Here is a 24,792-nt window from a genome sequence, read left to right as displayed (position 1 = left end):
AGGTTCACGCACTCCGAAAAGGCGACTCCTACTCGATCACCTCGCGCAGCTCACGCTTGAGCTGCTCGGTGACCTCCGCCTCGTAGGCGGTGAATCCCGGACCGAGCTTCAGCAGATCGTCCTGCGCGAACCAGCGCCGCTCCTCGGCGTGGAAGAAGACCACCAGCAAGGCCAGCGACAGCATCGCACCAAGCCACGCCGGACGCACCGCACGGGCGACGGTTCCCCGTTGCAACCGAATCCGCGCCGCACCGAAGACTCCGCGGCCAGCGTGCCCGAGAAACCACACCAGCGACCAGGCGCCACAAGCGATTCCCGCCACACCCAGTGGAACGGTCGTCGACCCGGGCGGCACCGCGAAGCTGAAGCACAACATCCCGGCGAGCGGCGCGACCGCCGCCGACCAGGCCCACCACCCCGGACGTTTCCATCCGAGCACTCCGAGCCCATGCACCGCGCGGCGTTCCGCCACCACCACCGGCCAGACGATCCACATCAGCAGGAGTCCGACGAAGTGGGACACCGGCACCGCATACATCGTCAACCGCGGACCCCACTCCATGCGTCCGAGCGGTGTCGCATAACGCATCACGAGATAGATCGCGAGCGGCAGCAGCACCCCGGCCCCGCCGATCCACAGTGCATCCCTCAATGCGAAGGCCCGGCCCAAGACCTTGGCCATGCGGCGTGTCAAAGGTGCCTGCATTCCCACCACCGACAGCGACGCGAGGCCGAAAAGCCCGAGCAGCAGCCAGCCCGCGCCCGACATCATGCGACCCAGCAAGGCCTGCTCGACACGCGTAGCCGGAAGCAGGTCGGCCCGGGTCACCTGGGGTGGATCGAGCACCTGCCTTGAAATCGACGGCAGCGAAAACGAGGTCAGCATCGATCCGTATCGGGCGGTCCTTTCCTCCAGATCGGCATCCGACGCCGTCTTGAGCGTGTCTTTCCTCGCCTGCCAGCGATCCGCGCGGGACTTCCACATGGCGGCATCCACTTCCAGCGACTCGGCCGCGCTGCTCATCTCCGGCAACGAAAGTCCCATCCCCGCATTCACGATCAGGGTTTCCACCAGGGTACGCGCGGCTTCGAGCCTCGCCCTGAAAAGCCGGTCCCAAGCCGTTGCCAACTCCCGAAACGCTTCGCGGTCTCCCTCACGTTCGCAACGTCCGGCCTCGAACGCGAACAGCTCCGCAAGTCGCTGCTCATCGACGTCGATCCTCATCGACGCCAAGTAAACCATGATAGGGATGGACTCGGCGAACTCCCCGGGCCGGGGAAGCTTGGAAAAGCGCAGCTCGGCGAGCCGTCCATGGTAGGACTCGATTCGCTCCGCCATCGCCCCCTGCTTGACAAGCTCGATCCGCCGCGCCACGTCGGACTCGTCGTTCACGATCCAGACCGTCTTCCCTCTCGCCTCGCGATCCCGGCGGCCCGGGCCCTCCCGCTCCAGCACGTCGCGCGCCCCGGTCGCCGCCGCCTTCAGCGCGAACCACCCGTTGCCTGGATCGAGGCGTTCACCGACCTCGAGAAAATCCTCGGGAATCGTGCCATAGTCGGCGGTCGCGTACTCGAGGTAGAACATCGGGTTCTCCGGATCGCTCTCCCACAGCGGCAGCCAGCGACCGGATCCCTCCGGAACCGACTCGTCGCCGAAAAGCAACAGCCGGTCTTCTTTCGAAAGCGACTCGTGGAATGACAGGCGTGACTCACTGGCAAAGACCAATGGTGCCATTTGCGCGCGTGCCTCCAGCCAGGCCATCGCTCCCTTCCACAACGGCCCAAACATCATCGCTACCGACGCCACGAGCACCAGCGCCGCCCAGATCCACCGCCAGCGACCGGGAGCCTGCCGCCCCAGGCGCTCGGCGGCCCCCGCCAACTCCTCCTCGCCCACCTCTGGCGACAACTCCGTGTCGAGCTGGCGCCGCGCGGCGAGCTGCAGCTCGGCGTTGTCGGTCAGGGGCTCGGCAGCGGCATCCAGGAAGCGATCGCGAGGCAGCACGCCGGCGATCCAACAGAAGGAGTGGCGATTTCCAAGCGCCATATTATGGAGACCATGGAGAAGCGGCTTCCAGCCGCTTGTGGCAGACCGCCTCTCATCGCCGCAAGCGACCCAACACCATGGCCCGCTTTCATCCGCGACGTGGACGTCACCCCGCCCCGTCATGGCGCTCGCAGAGCGCCACTCCCTGCGCCCGGCCGTCGCGTGAAATCCGTTGGATTGACGGGTCGCCGGTCGTGCGTTACCCGTCGCAACCGATGGCTTGCCGATCGATACCACTCCTCCTCGCCCTGCTGGTGGCGCTGCTCGATGCCGCCCATGGCCAGGTTTCCGTGGACCTGAAGCCCGCACGCCGGACCTTCCTCAGCGGCGAGGCGATCCCCATCACGGTCTCGGTCACCAACCTGTCCGGCTCCGAACTGGTCTTTCAGGGCAGCCGCCAACAGCCCTGGATCGATTTCATCGTCAAGTCCTCGCGTGGGGTGCCCTTGCCGCCCATCGGTGAGCCGGCCTTCGGAGCGATCCGCATCCCGCCGAGCAAGACGCTTTCCCGCACCATCGACCTCAACCAGCTCTTCGGCTTCAGCGAGCTCGGAAACTTCTCGATCTACGCCATCGTGCGCCTGCCGAACCAGAGGACCGGCGGATTCCAGTCGCGGCGACACCTCTTCAACATCGCCACCGCCAAGCCAATCTGGTCACAGGTCGTCGGCGTGCCCGGAAAACCCGGCCAAAGCAACGAGATGCGGCTGATCCGCTTTTCCTCCGACCGCAAGGACCACCTCTACGCGCAGGTGGCCGACCACAAGACCGGCCGCGTGCTGCGGACCCATCACCTCGGCGAAGCCATCAGCCTGCGCCAGCCGACGGTGGCGCTGGATGCCAGCCTCACCATGCACGTGCTCTACCTCGCCACCCCTTCATTCTGGGGGCATGCCCGTGTCGATTCGAACGGCAAGCTGCTCGATCACAATTACTACCGCCCGAGCGTTGCCGGGGATCCGCGACTCGCCCGGCTGGAGCAGGGCAAGATCGAACTGGTCGGCGGCACCCTTTACGATCCAAAGAAGGAAGCCGAAGAACGCGCGAAGAGCCGCAAGGCCTCGGACCGACCGGGTTTCATCTATGAGTGATCACCGGAGAATCCGCCGGAACGAGGGAATTTCTTTACAGATCCTGAAAAGTTTTTAATAAAACCTTACCTTTCAGAACGCCAAACCATTATGCACCCCATGATCCGCGCACTATTCGCTGTCGTCGCGGCCCTCGTCCTCTCCGCGCCGGCCCATGCCAAGTATTTCCGAACCGTCGTGATCGATCCCGGTCACGGGGGTCATGACAAGGGAGGCCAGTGGGGCCTCGTGTACGAAAAACACCTCGCGCTGGACACCGCCGCCCGGCTCGAAAACGAACTGAAGAAGCGCGGCTTCCGCACGGTGATGACCCGCCGCAGCGACTACTTCATCTCGCTGCCCGACCGCGTCCAGATCGCCAACAAATACCGCAACGCGATCTTCGTCAGCGTCCACTACAACTACACGTGGAAGCAGCACGTCGAGGGGCTCGAAACCTTCTACACCTCGTCGCAAAGCCGCCCGCTCGCGCACTACATCCAGTCCGGCATGATGCGCAAGGTGCGGACCACCAATCGCGGGGCGAAATTCGCCCGCTATTACGTGATCCGCCACGCCCGCTGCCCGGCGGTGCTCGTGGAGTGCGGCTTCGTGAGCAACTCCCGGGAGCGCTCCCGCATGAAGTCCGCCTGGTGGCGCCAGGCTCTGGCCGAAGGCATCGCCGACGGCATCGTGAAGTTCCGGCGGAACTGAGCCGAACTCCGATCCGGTTCGACACCCGGCGAGGCCTCGCGATAGGCTGCCGTCATGCACGCGGTCACCGCTTCGGAAATGCGCGCCCTCGAGGAGGCCGCCTTCCGCTCCGGCACGGACGCCGGCGACCTGATGGACCGGGCAGGCACCGGCATCGCCCGGCGCTTGCTCGATCACTTCCCCACCCCGGGCCGCGCCGTGGCCTACCTCGGCAAAGGCAACAATGCCGGCGACGCGCTGGTCGTGCTCGAAGCACTCCGCCACCGGGGCTGGGAAGTCGCCATCCGCAGCGTGCATTCAAGCACCGACCGCAGCACGCTCACCCGCCAGCGCCTGCGCCGGCTGGGCATCGAGGAAAACCTGAGCCTGCCCCATGGCCCGGGTCCACTCCTGCTTCTCGACGCGCTCCTCGGCATCGGGGCATCGGGTGCCCCGCGCGAACCTCTCGCCACGCTCGCCTCCGAAATGAACGGGCTGCGCCTCAGCCGCGGAGCGTTGGTGGTCGGGATCGACCTGCCGTCGGGACTCGATGCCGACAGCGGCGAAAGTCCGGAAGGCGGCGTCATCGCCGACCTGACGATCACCGTGGGCGCGCCCAAGCGCGGCCTGCTCGCCGACAAGGCCGTCCGTCACGTCGGCCGCCTGATGGTCGTGCCGCTGGACGAGCTCCGGCCCGAGCCGAACGACGGCCCGGTGCTGATCACTCCCGAGAGCTTCCCCGGCCTGCTCCCGCCGCGATCCCACGATTTCCACAAGGGCCATGCCGGCCGTGTCGCCGTGCTCGCGGGCTCCACCGGGATGAGCGGAGCCGCCACCCTGGCAGCCACCGGCGCGTTGAAAGGCGGAGCGGGCCTCGTCACCCTTTTCCTCGATCCGGACAACCCGGCCCGAACGACGGCGGAAATCATGGTGCGCCACTCGGCGCGCCGCGTCGAACACGCCTTCGACTCCAACGCCGACGCCCTCGTCATCGGCCCCGGTCTGGGCCAGCCGAATGAACCGCAGCGGGACATCCTTTTCGAACGCCTCGCCGACGACCGGCGGCCCGCCGTCCTTGATGCCGACGCGCTGAACCTGATCGCCGCCGCCGGCCGCACCGACCTGCTGCGCGAGCACCATCTAATCACCCCCCACCCCGGGGAGTTCGCCCGCCTGGCACCCGACCTCGCCGGGCTGCCGCGGGTCGAGGCCGCGACCCGCTTCGTCGCACGCCACCCCTGCACCCTTCTGCTCAAGGGAGCCCGGACCGTGGTCGCCGCGCCCGATGCCGCGCCGCGGATCAATCCGACCGGCCACGCCGGCATGGCCTCGGGAGGCCAGGGCGATGTGCTGGCCGGAGTCGCGGGGGCCCTTCTCGCTTCGCGTCTGGCACCCGTCGATGCCGCCGCACTGGCGGCCTGGCTGTGCGGTCGCGCGGCGGAGCGCGCCCTGACGCACGGCGACGAAAGCGAGCAGAGCCTCACCGCCGGCGACACGACCCGCCAGCTCGGTGGAGCGTTCCGCGACTGGCGCGAGTGCCGGCGCTGATCGACGCAAGGCATCCGCCGCATCACTCGTAGTTCTGTTCAGCATGGCGCGCACGATTCTGGTTCTCTTCCCGGCCCTTTTCGGCCTGCTCGCCCACGGCGAGGAGAAATCCTGGGGTGCCCGGCTCGAGCTGATTTCGGAAGATGCCGTGATCGCCGCGGGCCAGGCCTTCGAGGTCGGCGTCCGCATCCACCACCGCGAAGGTTTTCACAGCTACTGGAAGAACCCGGGCGTGGTCGGCTTCGCCACGAAGATCGACTGGAACCTGCCCGAGGGCTTCACCGCCGGACCCATCGTCTGGCCGCCTCCCGAACTCGTCGACATGGCCGGCAATACCACCCATGGCTACCAGCGGGACGTGCTGCTCACCACCACCATCACCCCCCCGGCGGAGCTGCCGGAGAAGGAGGTCACCCTGCGGGCCCGCATCGCCTGGATGGCCTGCGCCGACGCCTGCCATCCCGGCGACGAATCCTTTTCGCTGACCCTCCCCGTCGGGAGCAAGGCGGTGGCCGATCCGGAGACGGCACCCCTTTTCGAACAAACCCGCGACGAACAACCGGCACCGCTCGACGGGTGGTCGGTGACGCTGCTCAGCGGGATCGACGCGCCGGAGATCGTTCTCCAACTGTCCCCGGCGGAAGATCCGCCGCCTGTACTAGAGTCACCGTACTTCTTCTCGTCCGACGGACAGGTTGCCGACGGCAAGCCGTCCATTTCCACCGGGGAAAATGGAAGCCTGACCTTCACCTTCGAGCGCGCCAGGTTCGGGCCCGAGGGAGCAAAGGGGCTGCCGGGCCTCATTGCCTACGGACCGGCAGGCGACCGCCGCTTCGCCGTCATCACCCCTGACCCCCAGCCATGAAATCACTTCTTGTCCTGCTTCTCACCGCCTCGCCGCTGCTCGCCCTCGGAGGATACCCTCCCGACCCCGCCGACGCCCGGGTGGAAACCTACCGCGAGGTCGACGGCGTCAAGCTGCGCCTCTGGATTTTCGGCGAGAGCGATCCCGCCGAGCCCAAGCCGGCCATCGTCTTCTTCTTCGGCGGCGGGTGGAAAAGCGGCTCTCCCGCCCAGTTCGAGCCGCAGGCCCGGCACTTCGCGGAACGCGGCATGATCGCGATCACCGCCGACTACCGGGTGGCCTCGCGGCACCAGGCGAAGCCAATCGATTGCGTGAGCGACGCCAAGGCCGCCATCGCGTGGACGCGTGAAAATGCCGGGCGTCTCGGCATCGACCCCGCCCGGATTGCCGCCGCCGGAGGTTCGGCCGGCGGCCACATCGCGGCCTGTACCGGGACCGTCAGCGGCTTCGGCAGCGACGAGCGCCCCAATGCGATGATCCTTTTCAACCCGGCCTGCACCCTTGCCCCGATCGCCGGATGGGATCCCAAGGGTTTCGGCACGAACGTCCCCGCCGAACGGCTCGGTGCCGAGCCCGAGGCCATTTCCCCCAGCCACCATATCGGCAAGCACACTCCGCCGACTCTCATCCTCCACGGCAAGAAGGACACCACGGTTCCCTACGATTCGGTTCAGGCCTTCGACGAGTTGATGCACAAGGCCAAGCGGGACTGCAAGCTGGTCGGCTACGAGGGCCAGGGCCACGGATTCTTCAACCGCGGCAAGCCTTACGACCAGACCCTCGCGAAGGCCGACCGCTTCCTCGTCGGACTGGGTTGGATACGTTGAGAATCAGAGGGTTATCAATACACTCGCGGGGCATCTGGCAAGACCTTGGGGTGTTCATAAAGACGCATCAAAAGGCACCCAAAGGCACATTGAAACCTCGAATTACGTCCCCAATTCGTCCCCACGCTGTGAAGAGATTCGACTGAACAGCGAGACTGAACACGTCGGCATCTGAAAAGGTTGTCGGTAGCTTCCGGCGTCTCCGGTCGAGATGTTCAGTTACGTTAGGACCCGGCGACCCTCGACGAGCCGAGTGCGTGGTGCTTTCCCGCGGATCGGGAAGCGTTCTGTGGTGACGGGAGGAAACCGCCTGTCGCAGGCGCGGAGTTCACTCGGCCGGGGCCGGCATCTTGTCGGTCAGGGCGAAGATCACTTCGACCCTGGGGAAGTTCCCCAAGATGTAGGGAGGGCTGGCGATCTTGTCTCCGAGGACCACCATATAGCGACCCTGCCGACGTGCGAACGCTTCCGCCCGTTCCTCGGCGGCGTTCCGAACAGCATTGATCGGGACAAAACCGGAACCGCCCCGTTGGTAGACCCGGAAAACGTCCCTCTCCGGGTAGTTGTGGCTCATGATTGTGGGCGGCGGGTCGAAGTGTGACTTGCTCTCGCTCGCCCGCTGGATCGCGCTCGACGGGGCGCATGAGGCGAGGACGGAGCAAAGGGCCCCGGCGAGGATGAGGGGGAGTCTCATAAGTCGATGATGAACGGCTTTCCCGAATCAGGCAATCCATCTCGATGTTTCGGTGAGGATGCGAGCGTGCTATTGTGGTAGCGATCCAGAACCGCGCCTTGAATGAGGCGTAGGGGAGTGGTTTGGGCGTGCTTGGCCAGATCCTCCCATCGTCGGGCGGCACCCGACGGGAAACGAAGCGTCAGCGGCTCGATGTCCCGCCGGTCGTCGTCGTCGAAGTCGATGAGCTTTCGATGTTGCCTGGCGCGTTCCATCAACTCCTCCGCCGCGTGCCGGTCGTTATCGAGGTCGAACCAGTCGTAGGCCGCAAACGTCGCCCATACGTCGAGGTCGAGCTGGTGCCGCCAGTGGGCACCGTCCAAGGCTCTGCGAATATCTCGCGGCAGAGGGACTTCGACCAGTTCCACGCCATCCGGCAGGCGTTCAAAGGAAAGCGTCTCGTCGAAGGGAACGACGGCGGCGGGTTGCGGGTCCGAGAGTTTCACGGCTGGGGTTGGGATCAGTTATTTATGGGAGCGGCCGTCGGTTCCGGTCGAAGGCGCGGAAAGGGCGCTCTGGTGGTAGCGGTTCATGATCGAGCCTTGGAGAAGCCGGATCGGGGTGGTCCGGGCAGCCTTTGCCAGAATCTCGAATCTCCGGGCTCCGCCACGCGGCAAGCGCAATTCGATGGGTGCCAACTGCTGGCCGGCGAAGTCGATGAATTGCCGATGCGCCTTCCATCGTCGAAAGAGACAGCCCCATGATTTTGAGCCGCCTTGTCGGACTTTCTCCAAGTCGTAGGCCACATATCCCAGCCAAACGTCTTGATCTAAAGTATGCCGCCAGCGGGCACCGTCCAAAAGCCGGCGAACGTCGGCCGGGATCGGCACCTTGACCAACTCGCTTCCATCGGGTGTGCGCTCGAAGGCCAGTTTCGCGGCGAAGGCGATGACGTTGGAGGGTGCCTGGTCGGCGCGGATGGTTTCGATGTCGGCGGCGAGGCAGTCCAGCGCCCAATCCTCAAGGGTGCGGGGTTGGGGGCCGGAGATGGCGGCGAGCTGCCAGCGTCGGGACCGGGGCTCGGAGATTTCGAGCTGGAGCAATTCGAGGGCGTGGTCGGTGTCGCGGTTGGCGCGGCGGGGCAAGCGAACGGTGCGGCCGTCGAGCTGGTCTTGAGCTGCGCGGTCGAGCCGGGCGATCATCCACGCGGTCAGGCTCATGTATGCCTCTCGGGCGGAGGATTTCCAGTAGGCTAGGAGCGGCGCCGGAACGCGGAAGGGGAAAGCGTTGTTGTCTGTCATGGCGCTAGCAATGTTAGCGGGAAGGGATTCGACAGGTCAAATGCAAAGTGCTAGCAAAGCTAGCGATGAGCAAGAAAGAGAAGACGATTGGCGTCCGAGTCGATCCCGACCTTCAAGCGGTGATTGCGAAGCTCGCGGAGGATGAGGAGCGCCCGCTTGCCGCGATGGTAAGGATCCTCGCCACCGAAGCACTCAAGCGGCGGAAGCTCTGGCCGCCGAAGAAGTGAATCGGAAAGCCTCGCCGCATGCGCCGCTCTCGCCGGGCCGGGTAGCCGAGCGGGGCGCGGGTCGGGGCGCGGGTCGGGAGGATGGCCGACATGTCGCCCGTCGATCTGCTCGGTGTCATCGGTGCGCCGGACTTCCACGCCGTCGCTCTACTCGTTCAATCCGTATCTTCCTGCGCAGCGTGGTTGCGCGCCTCGATCCAAGCGAGAACGGGCCAGCGGTCATTGGGTCGAGTGAGACGGTGAACACGTTCGAGGAATCGCTTCTCTTCGGGAGAAAGGGCGTCGTAGACAAACCCCTCGTTCATCTGTCGGAGAAAAGTCCGGGCGGCGGCCTTGATGTCGTCGAGCTTGGTCCGGGTGACGTAGCGCCAGCGCTCGCCGTCCTTCCACGCGAAGCGCCAGCGGGTCGGCCCCTTCGCCGGCTTCCAAGGGTAGATGGTGACTCGGCAATGCCCGTCTCGGAGGACAAAGGGTTTCGGCTTCTTCTTCATGGCTGGGGAGTTGCTGTTGATGGTACCGGCCGTGTCGGACGGGAACCGGTTCAATTCGGGCCTTCGATGTTCTCGGCGATGCCGACAAGGTCGCGGATGAGGTGGAAGATCGAGGTCGCCGCGGAGCCGGTGCCGGAGACGAATGCGGAACCGTTGGCGATGGTCTCCCCGGCGCGAAGGGCCTCGTCGAGCGTGTCGATGTCGCCGGAGGCGGCATCCATGAGCGCCCGGGTGGAGTCGCCGACGGCGTCGAAGAGTGTCGAGGACGGGAACGGGCGGTTGCCGGTGGCGATCATGCCGGCGGTCTCCGCCATTTCCCCGATGAAGGGAATACCCTGCAGGGGGCCGGCGAGGGATTGAACGGCGAGGCGGGCGGGGTTCCAGTTGCGATCATCGAAAATCTCGTCGTCGTCGTCGCTGCGGATGTCGCGGATGGCTGCGCGGATGATCGAGGCCACCGCACCACCGACCAGCCACGTGACCGCGTAGGCTCGGGCGATCTCGGCGGGCGGGCGCTTCTCGGCGGTGGCGTAGAGCGACAGGGCGAGCTTCTGCCGACCTTCGGATGCGAAGGCCCAAAGAAGTCTCATGCCGACGTTCGTCGAGCGGTTTTCGAGGGCGGAGCGGGTGCCGGGGCGGACGGGCTGCGCGATGTCATCGACAGTGCGCTCGGTCATGCGGCTGGCGTAGTCGGCGCGTTCCTGGGCGGTTCGCAGCGTGGCCGGGGCGTGGGTGACGTGGTAATCGTAGGTGATGGCGTATGTCCCGGCGGTGAAAAGCGCGTCGGCTCCGGCGATGGATTTGCCAAGCCAACGGACGGCGGACTTGACCCGGTTCGGGCGGGACGATTCGAGGCCGCGCATGGCCTGCTGGAGGGCGGGCGGCATGTCGCGCATGCGGCGTTGGATGTAGTCGGAGCGCATGGCCTTGCTCCATCCGAGTTGCCCGGTGATGAGCTTCGCGAGGCGTTTCAAGTAGGACGCGGCGGGCATCTTCGCGGCGGCGGCTCCGAGCTGTGTCGATTGGATCGCGAGAACGGACACGCGGCCGATGAGGGCGGCGGCGGCGAGGCGGTTGGTGGCGTTGGCAAAACGCTGGTTGATGCTGAGAAACGCGGCGGCGTCGCGGTTGCCTCCGGTGGTGAAGTAGTCCACCCAATCGCGTAGCGTGCGGAGGGCGGCGTCTCCGGCGCTTGCCTTGATTGGATTCCCGACTTCCCTGGTGTTGAGAACGGCCATGGCCTCGGTGACCATGGGCGCATACGCCATCCAATGCTCCATCTGCATGGAATGGGCGAGGTAGGTTTGAAGGGCGTCCTCGAAGCGTGGTTCGGCGATGGCGATGGTGGAGCGGGTGCGGAGCGGGCCGGGGGTGAATCCGGTTCCGCTGATGGTCTGGCCGGTAACAGGATCCTGCTGGCTCTTGTCCACGCCGGCGGCGGGCTGGACGGTGATCGGGGCGTAGTTCGCATGCCGGGGGAGGTTCACGCCGTAGAGGTCGCGATACACGGCGTTGAGGCGGTCGTATTCGGCGGCGTATTGCTCGGCGATGTGAAGGCGTAGGGCCTTCGCCTCGGGGGAAAGGGCGGCTTCGAGCTGGTCGATGAAGTCTTGCCCGTAGTGCCAATCTCCGACGGGCTGGCCGGCGTCGTCGAGGTGGCCTTCCATGTGCCTGCGTCCGTCCCCCTGGCGGAACATGAGCGTTGCGGTGATGGCTTCGAGTTCGGAGAGTTCGCGACCTCCGGCCTTGATCGTCTTCCGTGCGAGCCGGTGGCGGAGTTCCTCGCCCTTGAACCTTCCGCCCGCGATGTCGGCGAGGAGTTCGTCGAGCTGGTCCATCTTACCATGGATCGCATCGGCCTTGGCGTCGGCGGCGGCGCGTTCCCAATCGGCGAAGTGGTTGGCGGTGCGGCTGTCGTGGCCGAAGACGCTTTGAAGGATCTGGTGGAAGGAATAGAGGCCAAAGCGGGCGTCACGGAGCTTGCCCTTGGCGGTGCCGGCGGCAGCGGCGGCGCGGTCGAGTTCGAGCGGGGTTCCGGCGCTGCCGGTCTCGGCCTTGGCGGTGTCGCGGCGACGCTGGCGGGCCTCGCGGCGCGCGGCGGCGGCAATCTTGGCTTGGCCGTAGCCGTCGGAGAAAAGCCGGGTGCCTTCCACAAGCGCCATCTCGCGGCGTGCGGCATCGGCGGCGATCCAGTCGCCGGCAAGGCGGATCATGCCGGCGGTGAGGCGGAGGTGTTCGGCCTGGTCGGGATCGAGTCGCGTGTCCTCCTCGGCGAGTGTTTCGAGGCGGACGGCTTCGGCTTCGACCTCGGGTCCACGCATGCCCATTGCCTGCTCGACCTGGCGGAAGAGGTCGTGAATCTCCGGGGTGACCTTGCCGCGGGGTTTCTCGCCGGCCTCGGACTTCTCGGGCTTCGCGCGTCGGATCAGGTTCTTGAATTCCTGATCGAGCTGGATCCGCAACCAGCGCTCAAGCTCGCGGTCGGCCTTGGCGATCTTCTCGCGGAGGAAAGCGAGACGGTTCTCGTTCGAGCCGATGCGGGCAAGTTGGGTGTAGCCACCGACACGGCCGCGGACTTCGGCGGGCATGGCGGCAAGGATGGCGTCGAGCGCCGCGAGGGCTCGAAGGATCTCGTTCTTGTCGGAGAATGTGGTTTCCTGCGTGGCTCCCTGCTCGCGAAGCCAGACGTTCGTTTCCTCTTTGGCCTGGGTGCGGGCGTTGCGGAGGTCTTCCTTGGCCGTGGCGAGGGCCTGCTTCATGCCTTCGACCGTGCGGGCCTCGCGGGCGAGTGCTTCCCAGAGGGCATCGGTGGTGGCTTCGCGGATGAGGCCGGCTTCGTGGGCTTCCTGTGCGGCCTGGTCGGGCATGAGCGATCCACCGAAGACGGTCGGGGAAACGGCGTCGGCTCCGTCGTAGTCGCCGGGGTTGTTCTCGCGGAACATGTCCGGGTGTGCCTTCTCCGCGGCGCTGCGGGACATGAGGCGGCCGTGGAGCGGGTCCGGCTTTCCGTCGCGGCGCGTGGTCGAGAAGAATTCGTGAAGCGGCTGGGACTTGAGCCTGACGAGGTCTTCGTCGGCGAGAATGCCGAAGTGCCGGGCCATGGCCTGGTTCTCCAGTTCCTCCCGGCGGAGGGCTTCGCGGACGCGGGCTTCCCGGGCGAGCGACTTGCGGAGACGCTTGGATCCGGCGACGAGTTCGAGGCGGTCGGCGGCAAGGCGGAGTTCATCGAAGCGGCGGGCGATGCGCTGGAAGGCCTTGGCGCGGCGCTCGGGGTCTTTGATGCGGCCGATGGCGTCGGCGCGGAGTGCGTCGGCAAGGGCGGCGGGTCCGAGGCTGAACGGGTCGCCGTCGGCGAGAGGCTGCGCGTCGGCACCGTCGAGGATGGCGGCTTCCGCCTCGCGTGCCATCTGGTCGAAGTCGGTCTGATCGTCGAGGTTGAGGAGCTTGGAAAGGAATGCGTCGTAGGCCTCGGCGTCGATCTGGCCGGAGTCGATGGCGCGGCGGATCGTGACGGCGCGGCGGATGACCTGGCCGAAGTGGGCGCGCATGGCGCGGATGAAGCTCGCGAACTTCGCGGCCGTCTTGGAGCCGGTGAGGCGGGCGATTGCGGAGAGGGAACGGCTGACCAGTCCGGGCGGTAGCCGGCGCTTTCCGCCACCTTTGCGGGTGCGGAGGATTTCCGCTTCCATGAAGGCGCTGACGGCTTCGTCGAGTTGAGTGTCGGTGATGTCGTCCCCCTCGGGGAGAAAGCGGAGTGTCTGGCCGCGTTCGGATCGGGGGGCAAGGACCGTGTCGAGGGCGCGGAGGAATGAAACCGTCTCGTCGCGTGTGAGGGTGCCGGATTCGATGGCGCGGCGGAAACGGCCGTGGGTGTCTTCGTGGAAGACGGTGAGAACGGATGAGCCGTTGAAGATCCGGTTCACCGTGTGGCGTACGCCTTGGGCAAAATCGGTTTGCGACTGGCCAAGGACAATCCGCGAAAGGTCGGGATCGCCACCGAGGGCGGCTTCTGCTTCGACTTGCTGAAAGACGCGGGCTTCCTGGTCGGGCGATTCGGCGGCGGCTTCGGCGAGGGTGCGGGTGGTCCCGGGTTCGAACGTGGTGTCGGTGGTGTTGGTGTCGGTGTTCTCGTTGGCGACGATGTCGCCGGCCTCCAGCATGGCGGCGAGGTTGGCGATCTCGTCGGCGTCGGTCTCGCGGGCGTCCTCGATGTAGGCGAGGGCGAGGCGGAGGGCTCCAGCGTGGTCGGGGGCGGTGCCGATCTCGGCTCCGGTGTCGGTGTCCTCCACGGTCCATCCGTCGGCTGTGCGGCGGAAGCGTGGGAGCATGCCGGAGGCTTGAGCGTCTTCGGCTGCGGCGCGGGTGCGCTCGACTTCCTCGGCGATGGTCTGGGTGGCCTCGATGGCGGATTCGGAGGTGTCGTCACGCTCGGCAAGGGCGGTGTCGACCGCCTCGGCGAGTGATTCGGGTCCCTGGGCCTCGCGGATTTCCCGGATGCGGCCTTCCGAGAGTCCGAAGGCGCGCAGCTCGAGGTCGGTCGCCTCGGCGAAAGCGGCGTTGCGGCGGTCCCGCGGGATGCCGGATGCGGCTCCGATGATCGCGAGCGGGAGGATGGCAACGAAGGTGGAAGCCTGTTGCGCCCAGAATCCATCAAGCACGCCGTCGGAACCATTTTGCCACGTCACGCCGGGAAGGTCCTCGTCGAGCGCGGCGGCGATGTCCTGAATGAGCGGGGCCATGAGGTCCTGGGTGGTCTCGGTGGCGGTCTCGAATGCGGCCTCGCCGGTGGCGCGGGTGATGAAGCGGGTGGAGGCGTTGCGCCCGAGCGTGTCGGCGGCGCGGGTGAGGGCGCGGTTCACGGCCGGAAGCCGGCCGGTGACGGCGCGGGCGCCGATGCGTTCCAGCAAGGCGGCGGGGATGGCCGCGATGGAAGCGATGGAGTCGGCACCGGTTCGGGCCTGCTCGGCGGATAGCCCGTCGGCTAGCAGTCGCTCGCGGGTCGATTGATAGATGTCTTCCCGGAGAATGCCATACGAGGCGGCCGGGCCGGCGTAGGGGACGAGGGCAAGGACGGTGGTGCCAATGACTCCGGGAGAGGCGTAGAGGCCGCTCTCGATGGTGTCGGGGATGTAGTTGCCGGGGATCGGGGTGACGGGATCGAACTGGCGCTCGGCGATGTTGCGCAGGTCGGCGATGAAGTCGAGGCGTTCGCGCACGGCGGCGCTATTGGCTTCGACGAATCGCTCGGCGTCGCCGAAAGCCTCACCTTCGGCAAAGGCTTCGTCGCCGAAGACGGCGCGGAGGTGGCCAGTAGGGGCGGGCTTGTTGACTTCGCGGGTGACGCCGGCGGCGGCGCGATCCGGGAGGCTGCCGATGTCACGGGTTGCCTGCTTGGCGAGGTTGGCAAAGAACCCCCGGCGTTCCTCGGCGGGCAAGGCGCGGGCGAGCATGCCCAGCGCGGTCTTGAAGTCCTCGCGTTCGTCTTCGGCGATGGCGTCGGCAATTTCGAAGAAGTTGGCTTCCCCGGCTTGGAAGCCTTTCCAGACTTGGGAAAGCTCGGCCTCGAAGGGCGCGGTGGCCTCGGCGACATGTTGGCGCTCGGTCAGCCAGGCGGACATGAGGTCGGGTTCTGAAAGGCGAGAAAACACGGGTTTGCCGGCGTTGGCCTGCTTCCAGGCCAGCCAGTCGGATTCCGTGGCGCGGGGATCTCCCGCGGCCTTGAGGAGCTGGTGGCGGGCTGCGGTGCTGGCAAGGTCGAGGTGAAGCTCGCTGGCGTCCTTGCGTTCGGTCGCTTCGCGGTGGATCTCGCCGAAGAAAGCTTCGTCCGAGTCCGCGCCACGGCCGTTGAAGCGCTGCTTGGCAAGGGCGATGCGGGCGAAGGAGGGATCGTAATTGACCGGCTTCCCGCCGTTCGCTGCGCGGAGGTAGGCACCGACGACGGCTTGTTTCTTCAGTAGCTCGGGGTCCGGTGCCCCGTCGAGGAATGAGGTGTCGTGATCGGCGGCGAACCCGTCCCAATCGAGCGCCATCCGGTCGATGATGGCGATGGTGTCGGCCTGCCATTTCAGACGGGCGCGGCGGGTAGGATCGGCGGTGGCGGCAGCGGAGGGCGTGGCGGCGAGCATGGCGGCGGCGGTGAGGTCAGTAGTTGCGGGCGAGTTTTGCGTTGATGCGGTCGAGCTTGGCACGGCCGTCTTCGTTGAGACTCACGGTGACCAACGGGCCGGAGTCGTCGGAATCGAAGAACCGGGTGCGGGCGATCTGGTGATTGACGATCTGGTAGGAGGTGCCTGTGACAATCGACAGCCTCGCTTTGGTGATGGTTCCACCAGCGAAGGCGGCGGCGTACATCAGGGCGTAGGTTTGGAAAGCGACGCTCTCCGACCGCAAGGCCCGGTTGAGGCGCGCGGCATAGTCAGCGGGTGGCGGCGTGGCGGTGTCGGTCTGGTCGGTCATCACGAAAGATTTCGGCGATTTCCTCGGGGGTGGCGGGGACGTGGTCGGCGGTCGATGCCGTGTCAGGTTGGCGAGAAGCGGGCTTGCCCTGGCGTTCCTGCCACCAGCGCCGGCCGGTCTTGCGCCACCACGGGCGGATTTTCTGGATCGCTTCGAAGTAGTGGGCGAGGAATTCGCCTCGGTCCCGCGGCCAGAGCTTCCGGCCTCGAACGCGGTCGGGAGCGTCGTTCCATGCCCGGACGGCGTGCCAGTCGTCATCGGTCAGCTCGCGGAGGTGGGGCAGGATCTCGGAAAGCATGGCGCGCTCGGGCCGGGAAACAGCCGTGGGCGCGTCGGGGAAGCAGCCGGTGAGATTCCGCCATGCGGCTTGGTCGTCGATGGTGGGCAATGGATTCGATTTCGGGGGGGTGGGGATCTTTCCCCTCTCCCCTGATGGTTCTTCGTGACGGTTAGGGTTCGGCTCCCGAACAGGGGGGCTGCCGTCGGCGGAACAACCCTTGTTCGGCAAGGGGCTATGGGCTTGTCCGTTTTGCGAACAACCCTTGTCCTCCTCCCGAACAGCCCTCCTAAGCGAGGAGAGATGAATATGGTAGTGGGTGCTTCGGTGCTCTCCGTTCCCGCCTTGCATGCGGTGCCTCGATATGTGGCCGGAAGCCTCAAGCCGGTCCAAGTGATGGCATACCGTCGTTTTGCCAAGTCCGGTTCGGCGCCTGATCCTCGCGATGCTGGGAAAGCAGGAACGCCCTCTGTTGTCGGCGTGGTCCGCCAAACAGAGAAGGACGAGTTTTGAGGGAGGCTCCATCCCTTCCAGCGCCCAAACGAGATCTGAGACCTTGAGGCTCATTCGAAGGCCGGGGCCGGGATCAAACGGTAAGAGGAGAGCCGGCGGCCGTCCTTCCCGGTGCGCTGGCGGTTCTCGATGTTGAAGCCGTATGTGGTTCTCAGCTTCGCGATGACTGAATGAACTGCGCCGCATCGGGCTTGGTGCATGAGGATGTCGAGGCCGGCAAAACCGGGTGCCGTCCGTTCCAGAATATCGAGAATGATGGCGCATTGGGTCCCTGGCTTCGGTCGGCGCGGGGTCGATGTGGTTTCCATGGTGGTCGTTCTTGGTTGCGACCGACCTCGAAAACTGGTTCCCTGCGGTTGCGACGGCGGGGGCCGGTTCTCTTCGGAGGCCGGTCTTTCGCATTTCAGCGGGCGTTGACGGTGCGAGCTGCGATGAACGCTTCCAGGTCGGAGACACGGAAGCGGACGGATCGACCGATGCGTACGTGGGGAAGGCGTCCGTCGTTCTGGAGATTCCAGACTTGGCGCTCGGACACACTCAGGAAACGAGCGGCTTCGCGGCGGGTGAGGATGGCGGGCGGTGGCGTTGCGGTGGCATTCATAGACGTTCGCGACGGTGCCACGTCGCGAACGAATCCCCGGAGTAATTCTAGAAGTATGGGGATCAGTCTGGGAGGTCACCCAAGGCCGCCCGCTTGAAAAGGTCTTCCCAATCCCGCTTGCGGTGCTTCTTCGGGTAGCTGAATCCGCACGCTTCCATGCGGGCGCGGATCGAGGCGCGGCTGAGTCGTCGTTCTGAATCGGTCGAGAAAACGAACTGTCGCTGCGCTTCGAGGATGGCATTGATCACGCATGGCCGCCCCGACTTGCGACGGCCATCTTCCTTCTTCTTCCCTCTTGCCCTGGCGAGGTTGTCCAACGCCACACGGAAGCTCTTGGTAAGGTCGCCGATGGCGTCTTCGATATCGGGCGAGTTGAGAGCTTCGGCGAGTTCCAGACCAAAGGTTGCGCCAAGCCGGACGTGTCCTCCGAGGCCTTCGCCTACCTTGTCGATGTCGTGCGCTGAGATCGTGAGACGATCGCGCAGCGGTTCCAACGCTTCGCGTTCGTTCTCCGCGAAAGCCATGAGGCGATCGAGGGCCAGCGCTAGAGCGGCGCGGCGCTCCGGGCTGGTTGATGATTCGCCGGAGTTGCCTCCGCACAGGTCGCGCCAGTAGGCGGCTTCAATCTGGTCGCTGCGCTCGACCTCGCGTTTCCCTCCGGGGTTCCATCTTTCCAGGATGCGAAAGCCCGAGCATTCGGCCACGATGCGGAATCCGCCGGCGTAGTGGGGGACCGTGTGGGAAAGCAGGTTGTGCGGTTCAGGATCAGGGGGAAGCACCTCGCCGAGGTTCGGCGTCCGTTCTCTTTCCGCGTCGGAAGGGAAGGTGTGAAGTGGTCGGCTCATGGCATGCCTGCGTGTGGAAAAGGGCGACTCGATCAGCCAGCGGCGGCGAAGGGAACGGCTTCCTCGGGTTCGTCGCCGGGGCGGATGGCGAAGAATGCTTTGGCTTCCTTCTCAAGCTTGGCGTCGCGGTAGTGGCGGGCGACCACGGCGGCGGAGTTCCCCATTTCGTCGGCGAGCCGGCCGCTGTCCCGAATGATGGCGCCGCGATAGGTGGCGAAAGAGTGACGGAAGCCGTTTTTGACTTTGCTCACCCCCGCAGCGGTGAAAGCGGCGCTGAGCCGTTCGTCATGCTTGCGGCGATCGCAGCGGATGGGCGGCCCGCTCCGTAAGGGTTGGTCGGTCAGCCAGTGCTTCGCGGCTGGCGGCAGCGGCACGGCGCGGGCGCGACGGGTTTTGGTCTGGTTGGCCTTGAGGATGAACTCGCCTTCGTCGTCGGGGTTGGAAAGGTCGATGCTCCCGAGGTCGATCCGCTTGATTTCGGAGCTTCGAAGCCCGCAGAACAACGACAGCACCACGGGTGCGACAAGGTCGCGTTCGTGCTCCCGCAGGTGGGCAAGGAAGCGCTTGGCTTCCTCGGGGGCGTAGTGGTCGCGCTCGGGTTCGTGGACGCGGGGAACGGCGACCTTGGCCACGGGATTCGCTTCGGGCAGCAGCCAGTTGAAAAATGCGTGGAGGGTCGCCCGGTGATTCCGCCTCGACTGCGGGCTCTGCCGTTTCCCGTCGCGGCGGGTAAGCGAGGTCAGCCAGCGCTCGATTTCGTCGGGCGTGACGCTGGCGGCGAAACGGTCGGCGAAGGCTTCACGGAAACGGGCGAGGCGTCCCTTGTAGTCGGCCAGCTGGCGCTCGCCGATGCCGTGATCGAGCTTGTGGGCAATGAACTCTTCCACAAGCTCTGGAGTCAGCTTCCGGCCGTCGGGGCGGGCGGTCAGGCGGGCGAGGGATTCCCGCAGCGTGTCCGCCAAGCTCGGGACGGCAACGTCACCCTCGCGGAGCCGGGCGGCTTCCCTCCGCCATGCGGTGACGGCGGCGACTTCGTCGCGGGAAAGTTCGCTGGTGAAGCTCCGCCCGTGATTCTCAACGGCGATGTCGCGTTCCTCGGCGAATTTGAGGGCGGCGGCGAAGGTCGGGAACTTCTTCCGCTTGGTGGCGCTCCTGCCGCTGGCGCTGATCTCGGGAAAAGCGACGATGAAGGGCCGGCGCTCTTCATGGTTGAACTGGTAGCGGACATGCTTGGTGGCCGGCGCGGTCTGGATCTTGCCCCAGGCTTCGGCCAGCGTGCGGCTCGGGAGGGTCTTGGATTCGTTCCCGACGGTGACAAGATAGCCCTCGCGCGTGGTTTCGATGCGGACTTTCTTCTTCGCTGGCATGCGCAGAGAGTGGCAGGGAAAGGCAGCTTGGCGAAGCCAAATCCGTCCCCATTTCGTCCCCAATGCCCTACAACACCCTATTTCAGGTGACGCTCCCCGGTTTCTTCAACCGCGGCAAGCCTTACGACCAGACCCTCGCGAAGGCCGACCGCTTCCTCGTCGAACTCGGCTGGCTGCCTGCGGGGAAATGATCAGAACGGCCAGATCAGCGGGATCATCACCGAGGCCACGACCCACAGCAGCAGGTTGAGCGGCAGCCCGATCTTCATGAAGTCCTTGAACTGGTAGCCCCCGGCACCAAAGACGTAGGTGTTCGTCTGGTAGCCGATCGGCGTCGCGAAGGACGCGCTCGCCCCGAACATCACCGCCACCAGCAGCGGCACCGGCGAGACCTCGATCGTCTCGGCGATGCGGATCGTGATGGGTGCCAGCACCACCGCCACCGCGTTGTTCGAGACCAACTCGGTCATCACGCTCGCCAGCAGGTAGATGCCGCACAGGATTCCCCACGGACCGAGCGGACCCAGCCAGTTCACGACATGGGTGGCGAGCGTCGTCGCGCCTCCCGTCTTGTCCATCGCCGAGCCGATCGCCAGCATGCCGATGATCAGCAGCAGGATCTTCCAGTCGACCGCGTCGTAGGCCTCGCGGGGGCGCAGGCAGCCGGCCACCAGCACGAACAGCGCCGCGATGAAGGCCGCGGCGAAGGTGTCGAAATCGAGCCCGGGCAGGCCGATCCAGCCGAAGTTGAACGACGCCAGGAACACGAACAGCACGATCCCCGCCAGCGCGTGCGGTGCCTTGCGACGATTGAAGGTCTCGGCGGTCGGCTCCGAGAGGGTGATGAAGTCGCGCTCGGACTTCAGCCGCTCGATGCCCTCGCGGGTGCCCTCGACCAGCAGCGTGTCGCCGAACTCCAGCCGCAGCGTCTCGAAGTTGCGGGTGATGTTCTGCCCCTCGCGGTGGATCGCCAGAATCAGCGCGCCGAAGCGCTGGCGGAAGGCGAGCTCGGCCAGCGTGTGACCGGCCAGTGACGAGTTCGGCCCGATCATCCCTTCCAGCAGGACGGCCTCGCGCTTTTCCATCGGCTGCAGGTCCTGCTCGCGCAGCCCCACGTTCACGTCATCGGCCTTCGACAGCTCCGCGACTCCTTTGGTCCCGGTGCGGATGAGCAGGCGATCGCCCTCCTCCAGCACGATCTTGTCGAGCGTGTCGTCGAGCACCCGCCCCCGGCGCCGCACCTCGACGATCTTCAGTTTGCGCGAGCGACCCTCGAGCACCTCCACCCCGGGCTTTCCGATCAGCGGCGAGTCCGCCGGCACCGCCGCCTGGATCAGAAATTCCCGTCCCTTCGTCGCATCCAGCAGGGTCGCCAGCGTGTCCCGCGATGGCAGCAGCTTCGCGCCGAAGAACCACAGGTAGCCGCCCCCCACCAGCACGAAGGCAATCCCCAGCGGGGCGATGGAAAACAGCTCGAACTCCGCCACTCCGGCATCGCGCGCGATGCCGTCGACGAGGATGTTCGTCGAGGTCCCGGCCATCGAACACACGCCGCCGAGAATGCAGGCATACGACATCGGAATCAGCAGCCGGGAGGGCTTCGCTCCGCTGTCCCGGCAGAAGCCCAGCACCACCGGCAGCAGGATCACCACCAGCGGCGTGTTGTTCACGAAGGCCGAGCAGAAGGCACACACCACCATCAGGGCCAGCAAGGCCCGCCGCTCGCTGCCTCTCGCGATGGCGTTGAAAAGCCGTCCGAGCCGCGCGATCTGCCCGGTGCGCTCGAGCGCCGCGCTGATGATGAAGAGCGCCCCGATCGTCACCGGCGCCGGATTCGAAAAAGCCGCCAGAACCTCGCCCGGTTCGAGGATGCCGCTCACCAGCAACACCCCCGCCCCGCCGAGCGCGACGAGTTCCACCGACAAACGATCCCACAGAAACGCGGCGAATACCGCGATCACCAGGCCGAAGACGAAGTACTGTTGCCAGTCGGGAGGCACGGCGGCGAGCATCTCCGGCTGGGCCGCCGGAACCAAGCTCGAAACGAAGCGAGCCCGCGCTCCTCCGTGGCAATTTCGACAGGCACCGGCCTGTCCGCCCCCGGCCCGCAACCCCTCCGGCGTTCCATTTCCGACCGGGTTTTCTCATTGCCTCGCGGCACCCGTTTTCGGAGTCTGGCGCGAACTTCAAAAGACGAACGACTATGGGCATCATGGATTTCATCAAGGGGGAGTTGCTCGAGATCATCGAGTGGACCGACGACTCGCGCGACACCATCGCCTGGCGGTTTCCCGACAACGACGCGGCGATCAAGAACGGCGCCCAGCTCATCGTCCGCGAGAGCCAGACGGTGCAATTCGTCTACCTCGGCCAGTTCGGCGACACCTTCGGCCCCGGCAAGCACACGCTGAAGACCGAGAACATCCCGGTCCTGACCCGGCTCAAGGGCTGGAAATACGGCCTGGAATCACCGTTCAAGGCCGACTGCTACTTCGTCAACACCCGGCTCTTCACCGGCAACAAGTGGGGCACCTCCAATCCCATCATGCTGCGTGATCCGGACTTCGGCATCGTCCGCGCCCGCGCCTTCGGCACCTACGACTTCAAGGTCACCAACGTGCAAACCTTCCTCAAGGAAGTCTCCGGCTCCGACCACGACTTCCGCGTCGACGAGTTTGCCGACACGATGCGCTCGCGGATTGTCAGCATCTTCTCCGAGGCCCTCGCCACCGCCGGCGTGCCCGTCCTCGACGTCGCCACCCGCTACTCGGAACTCGGTGCCGCCCTGCTGCCGCTGATCAATCCGATCATGGGCACCAAGTACGGCCTCGAGATCGACTCCTTCATCGTCGAGAACGTCAGCGTCCCGCCCGAAGTCGAGGAAGCCATCGACAAGCGCTCGGCGATGTCGGCCATCGGCAACCTCAACGACTACGTGAAGTATCAGATGGGCCAGGGCATGGCCTCCGGCGAAGGCGGCGGGGGCGGTGCCGCAGGAATGGCCAGCGAGATGGCGATCGGCTTCGCCATGGCGCAGCAGATGATGCAGCAGACCAACCTCACCGGCACCCCGCCGCCGCTCCCCGGCCAGCCCGGCGCCCCGGCAGCACCGGTCGCGCAAAGCCCGGAGATCCTCGACCCCGCCACCGTCGCCCGCATGCTGGGCGTGGCGGAGGCCGACGTGATGGCCGAGATCGAGTCCGGCAACCTGGCCGCGAAGAAGATCGGCTCCGCCCATCGCATCACCCGCGACGCCCTCGACGCCTTCCTCGCGCAGTAAGGAGGTGGCTGCGGCTTCCAGCCGCCTCTTCCTTGATTCAACCGACAACCGCCACCACCTTTTCGCGATGACCACCAGAATCACCTACTGGCTCGAAGAGGACGGCCGTTATCTCGGCTTCCTCAACGATTGGCCCGACCATTGGACCCAGGGCGAGGACCTCGATGATCTGCGCGAACAGCTCAAGGATCTTTATCGCACCTTCTCGACCGAAGAGATTCCCGGAATTCGCAAGGTCGAAGAACTGGAAGTCGCGTGAAACGACGGGATCTGATCTCAAAACTTGAGAAAGCCGGCTGTCAGCTTCTCCGGCATGGCGGCCGTCACGACATCTATCACCAGCCAGGCACCGGCCGCTCGGAGCCGGTGCCCCGCCACCGGGAAATCAACGAGATCCTCGCCAAGAAAATCCTGAAAAGCCTGCAATCTCCGGACGATGGTCAGTGAGCCCCCACCCATCCCCGAACGCGAGGAACCCCCACCCCTGCCGGAGGATCTCACCGCCGAGGTCGAGGGCGACCCCATCGTCGTCTCGAAAAAGGAGGTCCCCCGCCACCACCCCGATCTCCGCGGCTCGGCCGCCGAGGTCCGCTCGCTCGAACGCCACGTCTGCCCCGAATGCGGCGGCAAGGGCGAATGGAGCGCGGCCAAGCGCAAGCTCCTCTGCCCCTACTGCGGCACCGAGTTCGACCGGGTCGCGCCGCCGCCGATGCCGGACATCTCCGAGCACGATCTCGATGCGATGCTCGCCCGACTCGGCGACAAGGCGACCACCATCGACACCAGCCAGCGCAAGGTCCAGTGCACCCACTGCCACGCGGTGCTCACCCGCGACGCCTCGAACGTCGGCCAGTCCTGCGACTTCTGCGGATCTCCGGAAATGCTCGACTACGAGGACATCGAGGCGCCGGTCAGTCCCGAGTCGCTGCTTCCCGCCGTCATCGGCAAGGAAAAGGCCTACCATTCCCTGAAGAGCTTCCTCGCCTCGAAATGGTTCGCGCCCAACGATCTCAAGAAGCGCAACCTGGTCGACCGCATCCACGGCGTGTACCTGCCCTACTGGACCTTCGACTCCGCCGCCGAGTGCCCGTGGACCGCGGACAGCGGCACTTACTACTATGTGACCCGTACCCGGAGGGGCTCCGACGGCAAGACCGAGACCTACCGCGAGCGGAAGATCCGCTGGCGCCCGGCCCGCGGCCACGTCTCGACCTGGTTCGACGACATCCTCGTCACCGGCTCGACCGGGCTCGACCCGACCATCCTCTCCAAGCTCGAGCCCTTCCCCACCCACGACCTCGTCCCCTACGAGACGCGCTACGTCTCCGGCTGGAATGTCGAGGCCTACCAGGTGCCGTTGATGCAGGCCGCGCGCACCGGCTTCGGCATCATGGAAGGCCAGCTCCGCACCATGTGCGCCCGCGAAGTCCCCGGCGACACCTACCGCAACCTGCGGATCTACCCGGAGTATTCGCGCAAGACCTTCAAGCACATCCTCTGCCCGGTCTGGCTCATCGCCTACCAGTACCGCGGCAAGACCTACAACGGCGCGATCAACGCCGTCACCGGCACCACCTACGCCCACTTCCCCAAGAGCCCGTGGAAGATCGCGCTGGTGGTCGTTGCCGTCCTCGCGGTGCTGCTCGTCATTTTCCTCCTGATCCGTGGGTGAGCGTGGCGGCGGATTGCATCCGCCATGTCCATCCATCAT

At 65.9% G+C, this 24,792-nt stretch carries 24 protein-coding genes and 1 pseudogene; 11 read left to right on the top strand and 14 right to left on the bottom strand.

The features are described 5' to 3' along the window. Positions 1-28: 28 nt before the first annotated feature. Positions 29-2,005, bottom strand: a complete 1,977-nt coding sequence (locus ACG2LG_RS19420) for a hypothetical protein (protein WP_396261828.1) — start codon at positions 2,003-2,005, stop codon at positions 29-31. Positions 2,006-2,262: 257 nt separating this feature from the next. Here ACG2LG_RS19420 and ACG2LG_RS19415 point away from each other — a divergent pair, with 257 nt between their 5' ends. The 5 genes from ACG2LG_RS19415 (at position 2,263) to ACG2LG_RS19395 (ending at position 7,050) form a co-directional block, all read left to right on the top strand. Next, on the top strand, positions 2,263-3,138 hold the full coding sequence (locus ACG2LG_RS19415; protein WP_396261826.1) for a hypothetical protein: 876 nt from the start codon (positions 2,263-2,265) through the stop codon (positions 3,136-3,138). A gap of 99 nt (positions 3,139-3,237) precedes the next feature. Beyond that, positions 3,238-3,831: an N-acetylmuramoyl-L-alanine amidase gene (locus ACG2LG_RS19410; RefSeq protein WP_396261824.1), complete on the top strand. Its 594-nt coding sequence runs from the start codon at positions 3,238-3,240 to the stop codon at positions 3,829-3,831. A gap of 54 nt (positions 3,832-3,885) precedes the next feature. Continuing rightward, positions 3,886-5,358 carry an NAD(P)H-hydrate dehydratase gene (locus ACG2LG_RS19405; RefSeq protein WP_396261822.1) on the top strand — a complete coding sequence of 491 codons (1,473 nt, stop codon included), beginning with the start codon at positions 3,886-3,888 and terminating at the stop codon, positions 5,356-5,358. 43 nt (positions 5,359-5,401) lie between these two features. Then, entirely contained in the window at positions 5,402-6,223 is an 822-nt protein-coding gene (locus ACG2LG_RS19400) for a protein-disulfide reductase DsbD domain-containing protein (RefSeq protein WP_396261820.1), read from the top strand. After that, complete coding sequence (locus ACG2LG_RS19395; protein WP_396261819.1) at positions 6,220-7,050, top strand: alpha/beta hydrolase; 831 nt, start codon at positions 6,220-6,222, stop codon at positions 7,048-7,050. Before ACG2LG_RS19400 ends, ACG2LG_RS19395 begins: the two co-directional genes overlap by 4 nt. A gap of 328 nt (positions 7,051-7,378) precedes the next feature. On the opposite strand, the gene ACG2LG_RS19390 is transcribed toward ACG2LG_RS19395, so the two are convergent. From ACG2LG_RS19390 to ACG2LG_RS19380, 3 genes are read right to left on the bottom strand one after another with little or no spacing between them, the layout of a single operon-like run. After that, on the bottom strand, positions 7,379-7,744 hold the full coding sequence (locus tag ACG2LG_RS19390) for a hypothetical protein (RefSeq protein ID WP_396261817.1): 366 nt from the start codon (positions 7,742-7,744) through the stop codon (positions 7,379-7,381). Then, entirely contained in the window at positions 7,741-8,229 is a 489-nt protein-coding gene (locus ACG2LG_RS19385; protein ID WP_396261815.1) for a hypothetical protein, read from the bottom strand. The genes ACG2LG_RS19390 and ACG2LG_RS19385 overlap by 4 nt, the downstream gene beginning before the upstream one ends. 18 nt (positions 8,230-8,247) lie before the next feature. After that, the gene (locus tag ACG2LG_RS19380) at positions 8,248-9,024 is read right to left on the bottom strand and encodes a hypothetical protein (protein ID WP_396261813.1); all 777 of its coding nucleotides are present in this window, start codon (positions 9,022-9,024) and stop codon (positions 8,248-8,250) included. Positions 9,025-9,089: 65 nt separating this feature from the next. Here ACG2LG_RS19380 and ACG2LG_RS19375 point away from each other — a divergent pair, with 65 nt between their 5' ends. Further along, positions 9,090-9,251 carry a hypothetical protein gene (locus ACG2LG_RS19375; RefSeq protein ID WP_396261811.1) on the top strand — a complete coding sequence of 54 codons (162 nt, stop codon included), beginning with the start codon at positions 9,090-9,092 and terminating at the stop codon, positions 9,249-9,251. Between the two features lie 155 nt (positions 9,252-9,406). Here the strand turns inward: ACG2LG_RS19375 and ACG2LG_RS19370 are convergent, their stop codons facing one another. The 9 genes and pseudogenes from ACG2LG_RS19370 to xerC form a co-directional block, all read right to left on the bottom strand. Beyond that, positions 9,407-9,742, bottom strand: a complete 336-nt coding sequence (locus ACG2LG_RS19370) for a hypothetical protein (RefSeq protein WP_396261809.1) — start codon at positions 9,740-9,742, stop codon at positions 9,407-9,409. 50 nt (positions 9,743-9,792) lie between these two features. After that, positions 9,793-15,930: a hypothetical protein gene (locus ACG2LG_RS19365; protein ID WP_396261807.1), complete on the bottom strand. Its 6,138-nt coding sequence runs from the start codon at positions 15,928-15,930 to the stop codon at positions 9,793-9,795. Continuing rightward, complete coding sequence (locus tag ACG2LG_RS19360; RefSeq protein WP_396261805.1) at positions 15,884-16,198, bottom strand: hypothetical protein; 315 nt, start codon at positions 16,196-16,198, stop codon at positions 15,884-15,886. Before ACG2LG_RS19360 ends, ACG2LG_RS19365 begins: the two co-directional genes overlap by 47 nt. After that, on the bottom strand, positions 16,158-16,586 hold the full coding sequence (locus ACG2LG_RS19355) for a hypothetical protein (RefSeq protein WP_396261846.1): 429 nt from the start codon (positions 16,584-16,586) through the stop codon (positions 16,158-16,160). The genes ACG2LG_RS19360 and ACG2LG_RS19355 overlap by 41 nt, the downstream gene beginning before the upstream one ends. A gap of 264 nt (positions 16,587-16,850) precedes the next feature. Next, positions 16,851-17,000, bottom strand: a pseudogene (locus ACG2LG_RS19350) (helix-turn-helix domain-containing protein); the annotation flags it as partial. 38 nt (positions 17,001-17,038) lie between these two features. Next, positions 17,039-17,296 carry a hypothetical protein gene (locus ACG2LG_RS19345; protein WP_396261845.1) on the bottom strand — a complete coding sequence of 86 codons (258 nt, stop codon included), beginning with the start codon at positions 17,294-17,296 and terminating at the stop codon, positions 17,039-17,041. Between the two features lie 95 nt (positions 17,297-17,391). After that, positions 17,392-17,589 (bottom strand): helix-turn-helix transcriptional regulator, encoded by a 198-nt coding sequence (locus tag ACG2LG_RS19340; protein WP_396261803.1) that lies wholly within the window; start codon positions 17,587-17,589, stop codon positions 17,392-17,394. Positions 17,590-17,651: 62 nt separating this feature from the next. Beyond that, positions 17,652-18,434, bottom strand: coding sequence for a hypothetical protein (locus tag ACG2LG_RS19335; protein WP_396261801.1), 783 nt, complete (start codon positions 18,432-18,434; stop codon positions 17,652-17,654). A gap of 32 nt (positions 18,435-18,466) precedes the next feature. Then, on the bottom strand, positions 18,467-19,801 hold the full coding sequence (gene xerC, locus ACG2LG_RS19330) for a tyrosine recombinase XerC (protein WP_396261799.1): 1,335 nt from the start codon (positions 19,799-19,801) through the stop codon (positions 18,467-18,469). Between the two features lie 62 nt (positions 19,802-19,863). On the opposite strand from xerC, the gene ACG2LG_RS19325 reads away from it, so the two are divergent. Next, entirely contained in the window at positions 19,864-19,992 is a 129-nt protein-coding gene (locus ACG2LG_RS19325) for a hypothetical protein (RefSeq protein ID WP_396261797.1), read from the top strand. Here the strand turns inward: ACG2LG_RS19325 and ACG2LG_RS19320 are convergent, their stop codons facing one another. After that, positions 19,993-21,837: an SLC13 family permease gene (locus ACG2LG_RS19320; RefSeq protein ID WP_396261795.1), complete on the bottom strand. Its 1,845-nt coding sequence runs from the start codon at positions 21,835-21,837 to the stop codon at positions 19,993-19,995. Positions 21,838-22,004: 167 nt separating this feature from the next. Between ACG2LG_RS19320 and ACG2LG_RS19315 the strand changes: the two genes are divergently transcribed. The 4 genes from ACG2LG_RS19315 (at position 22,005) to ACG2LG_RS19300 (ending at position 24,753) form a co-directional block, all read left to right on the top strand. Further along, positions 22,005-23,081 carry an SPFH domain-containing protein gene (locus tag ACG2LG_RS19315; protein WP_396261793.1) on the top strand — a complete coding sequence of 359 codons (1,077 nt, stop codon included), beginning with the start codon at positions 22,005-22,007 and terminating at the stop codon, positions 23,079-23,081. Positions 23,082-23,148: 67 nt separating this feature from the next. Then, positions 23,149-23,340: a type II toxin-antitoxin system HicB family antitoxin gene (locus ACG2LG_RS19310; protein WP_396261791.1), complete on the top strand. Its 192-nt coding sequence runs from the start codon at positions 23,149-23,151 to the stop codon at positions 23,338-23,340. Beyond that, complete coding sequence (locus ACG2LG_RS19305) at positions 23,337-23,528, top strand: type II toxin-antitoxin system HicA family toxin (protein ID WP_396261789.1); 192 nt, start codon at positions 23,337-23,339, stop codon at positions 23,526-23,528. The genes ACG2LG_RS19310 and ACG2LG_RS19305 overlap by 4 nt, the downstream gene beginning before the upstream one ends. Continuing rightward, a complete protein-coding gene (locus ACG2LG_RS19300; RefSeq protein ID WP_396261788.1) occupies positions 23,518-24,753 on the top strand; it encodes a zinc ribbon domain-containing protein in 1,236 nt (411 codons plus the stop codon). The genes ACG2LG_RS19305 and ACG2LG_RS19300 overlap by 11 nt, the downstream gene beginning before the upstream one ends. Positions 24,754-24,792 lie beyond the last annotated feature (39 nt).

The organism is Haloferula sp. A504, from assembly GCF_044385805.1.
Taxonomy (GTDB): domain Bacteria; phylum Verrucomicrobiota; class Verrucomicrobiia; order Verrucomicrobiales; family Akkermansiaceae; genus Haloferula.
Note: the sequence above shows the minus strand (reverse complement) of the source record. Positions and strands in the feature narration are given on the sequence as shown.

Excerpts from the sequence above, each read along its gene's own strand:
- ACG2LG_RS19415 (WP_396261826.1), top strand. The coding sequence starts at position 2,263 with ATGGCTTGCCGATCGATACCACTCCTCCTCGCCCTGCTGGTGGCGCTG.
- ACG2LG_RS19410 (WP_396261824.1), top strand. The coding sequence starts at position 3,238 with ATGATCCGCGCACTATTCGCTGTCGTCGCGGCCCTCGTCCTCTCCGCG.
- ACG2LG_RS19405 (WP_396261822.1), top strand. The coding sequence starts at position 3,886 with ATGCACGCGGTCACCGCTTCGGAAATGCGCGCCCTCGAGGAGGCCGCC.
- ACG2LG_RS19400 (WP_396261820.1), top strand. The coding sequence starts at position 5,402 with ATGGCGCGCACGATTCTGGTTCTCTTCCCGGCCCTTTTCGGCCTGCTC.
- ACG2LG_RS19395 (WP_396261819.1), top strand. The coding sequence starts at position 6,220 with ATGAAATCACTTCTTGTCCTGCTTCTCACCGCCTCGCCGCTGCTCGCC.
- ACG2LG_RS19390 (WP_396261817.1), bottom strand. The coding sequence starts at position 7,744 with ATGAGACTCCCCCTCATCCTCGCCGGGGCCCTTTGCTCCGTCCTCGCC.
- ACG2LG_RS19380 (WP_396261813.1), bottom strand. The coding sequence starts at position 9,024 with ATGACAGACAACAACGCTTTCCCCTTCCGCGTTCCGGCGCCGCTCCTA.
- ACG2LG_RS19375 (WP_396261811.1), top strand. The coding sequence starts at position 9,090 with ATGAGCAAGAAAGAGAAGACGATTGGCGTCCGAGTCGATCCCGACCTT.
- ACG2LG_RS19370 (WP_396261809.1), bottom strand. The coding sequence starts at position 9,742 with ATGAAGAAGAAGCCGAAACCCTTTGTCCTCCGAGACGGGCATTGCCGA.
- ACG2LG_RS19360 (WP_396261805.1), bottom strand. The coding sequence starts at position 16,198 with ATGACCGACCAGACCGACACCGCCACGCCGCCACCCGCTGACTATGCC.
- ACG2LG_RS19345 (WP_396261845.1), bottom strand. The coding sequence starts at position 17,296 with ATGGAAACCACATCGACCCCGCGCCGACCGAAGCCAGGGACCCAATGC.
- ACG2LG_RS19340 (WP_396261803.1), bottom strand. The coding sequence starts at position 17,589 with ATGAATGCCACCGCAACGCCACCGCCCGCCATCCTCACCCGCCGCGAA.
- ACG2LG_RS19335 (WP_396261801.1), bottom strand. The coding sequence starts at position 18,434 with ATGAGCCGACCACTTCACACCTTCCCTTCCGACGCGGAAAGAGAACGG.
- xerC (WP_396261799.1), bottom strand. The coding sequence starts at position 19,801 with ATGCCAGCGAAGAAGAAAGTCCGCATCGAAACCACGCGCGAGGGCTAT.
- ACG2LG_RS19325 (WP_396261797.1), top strand. The coding sequence starts at position 19,864 with ATGCCCTACAACACCCTATTTCAGGTGACGCTCCCCGGTTTCTTCAAC.
- ACG2LG_RS19315 (WP_396261793.1), top strand. The coding sequence starts at position 22,005 with ATGGGCATCATGGATTTCATCAAGGGGGAGTTGCTCGAGATCATCGAG.
- ACG2LG_RS19310 (WP_396261791.1), top strand. The coding sequence starts at position 23,149 with ATGACCACCAGAATCACCTACTGGCTCGAAGAGGACGGCCGTTATCTC.
- ACG2LG_RS19300 (WP_396261788.1), top strand. The coding sequence starts at position 23,518 with ATGGTCAGTGAGCCCCCACCCATCCCCGAACGCGAGGAACCCCCACCC.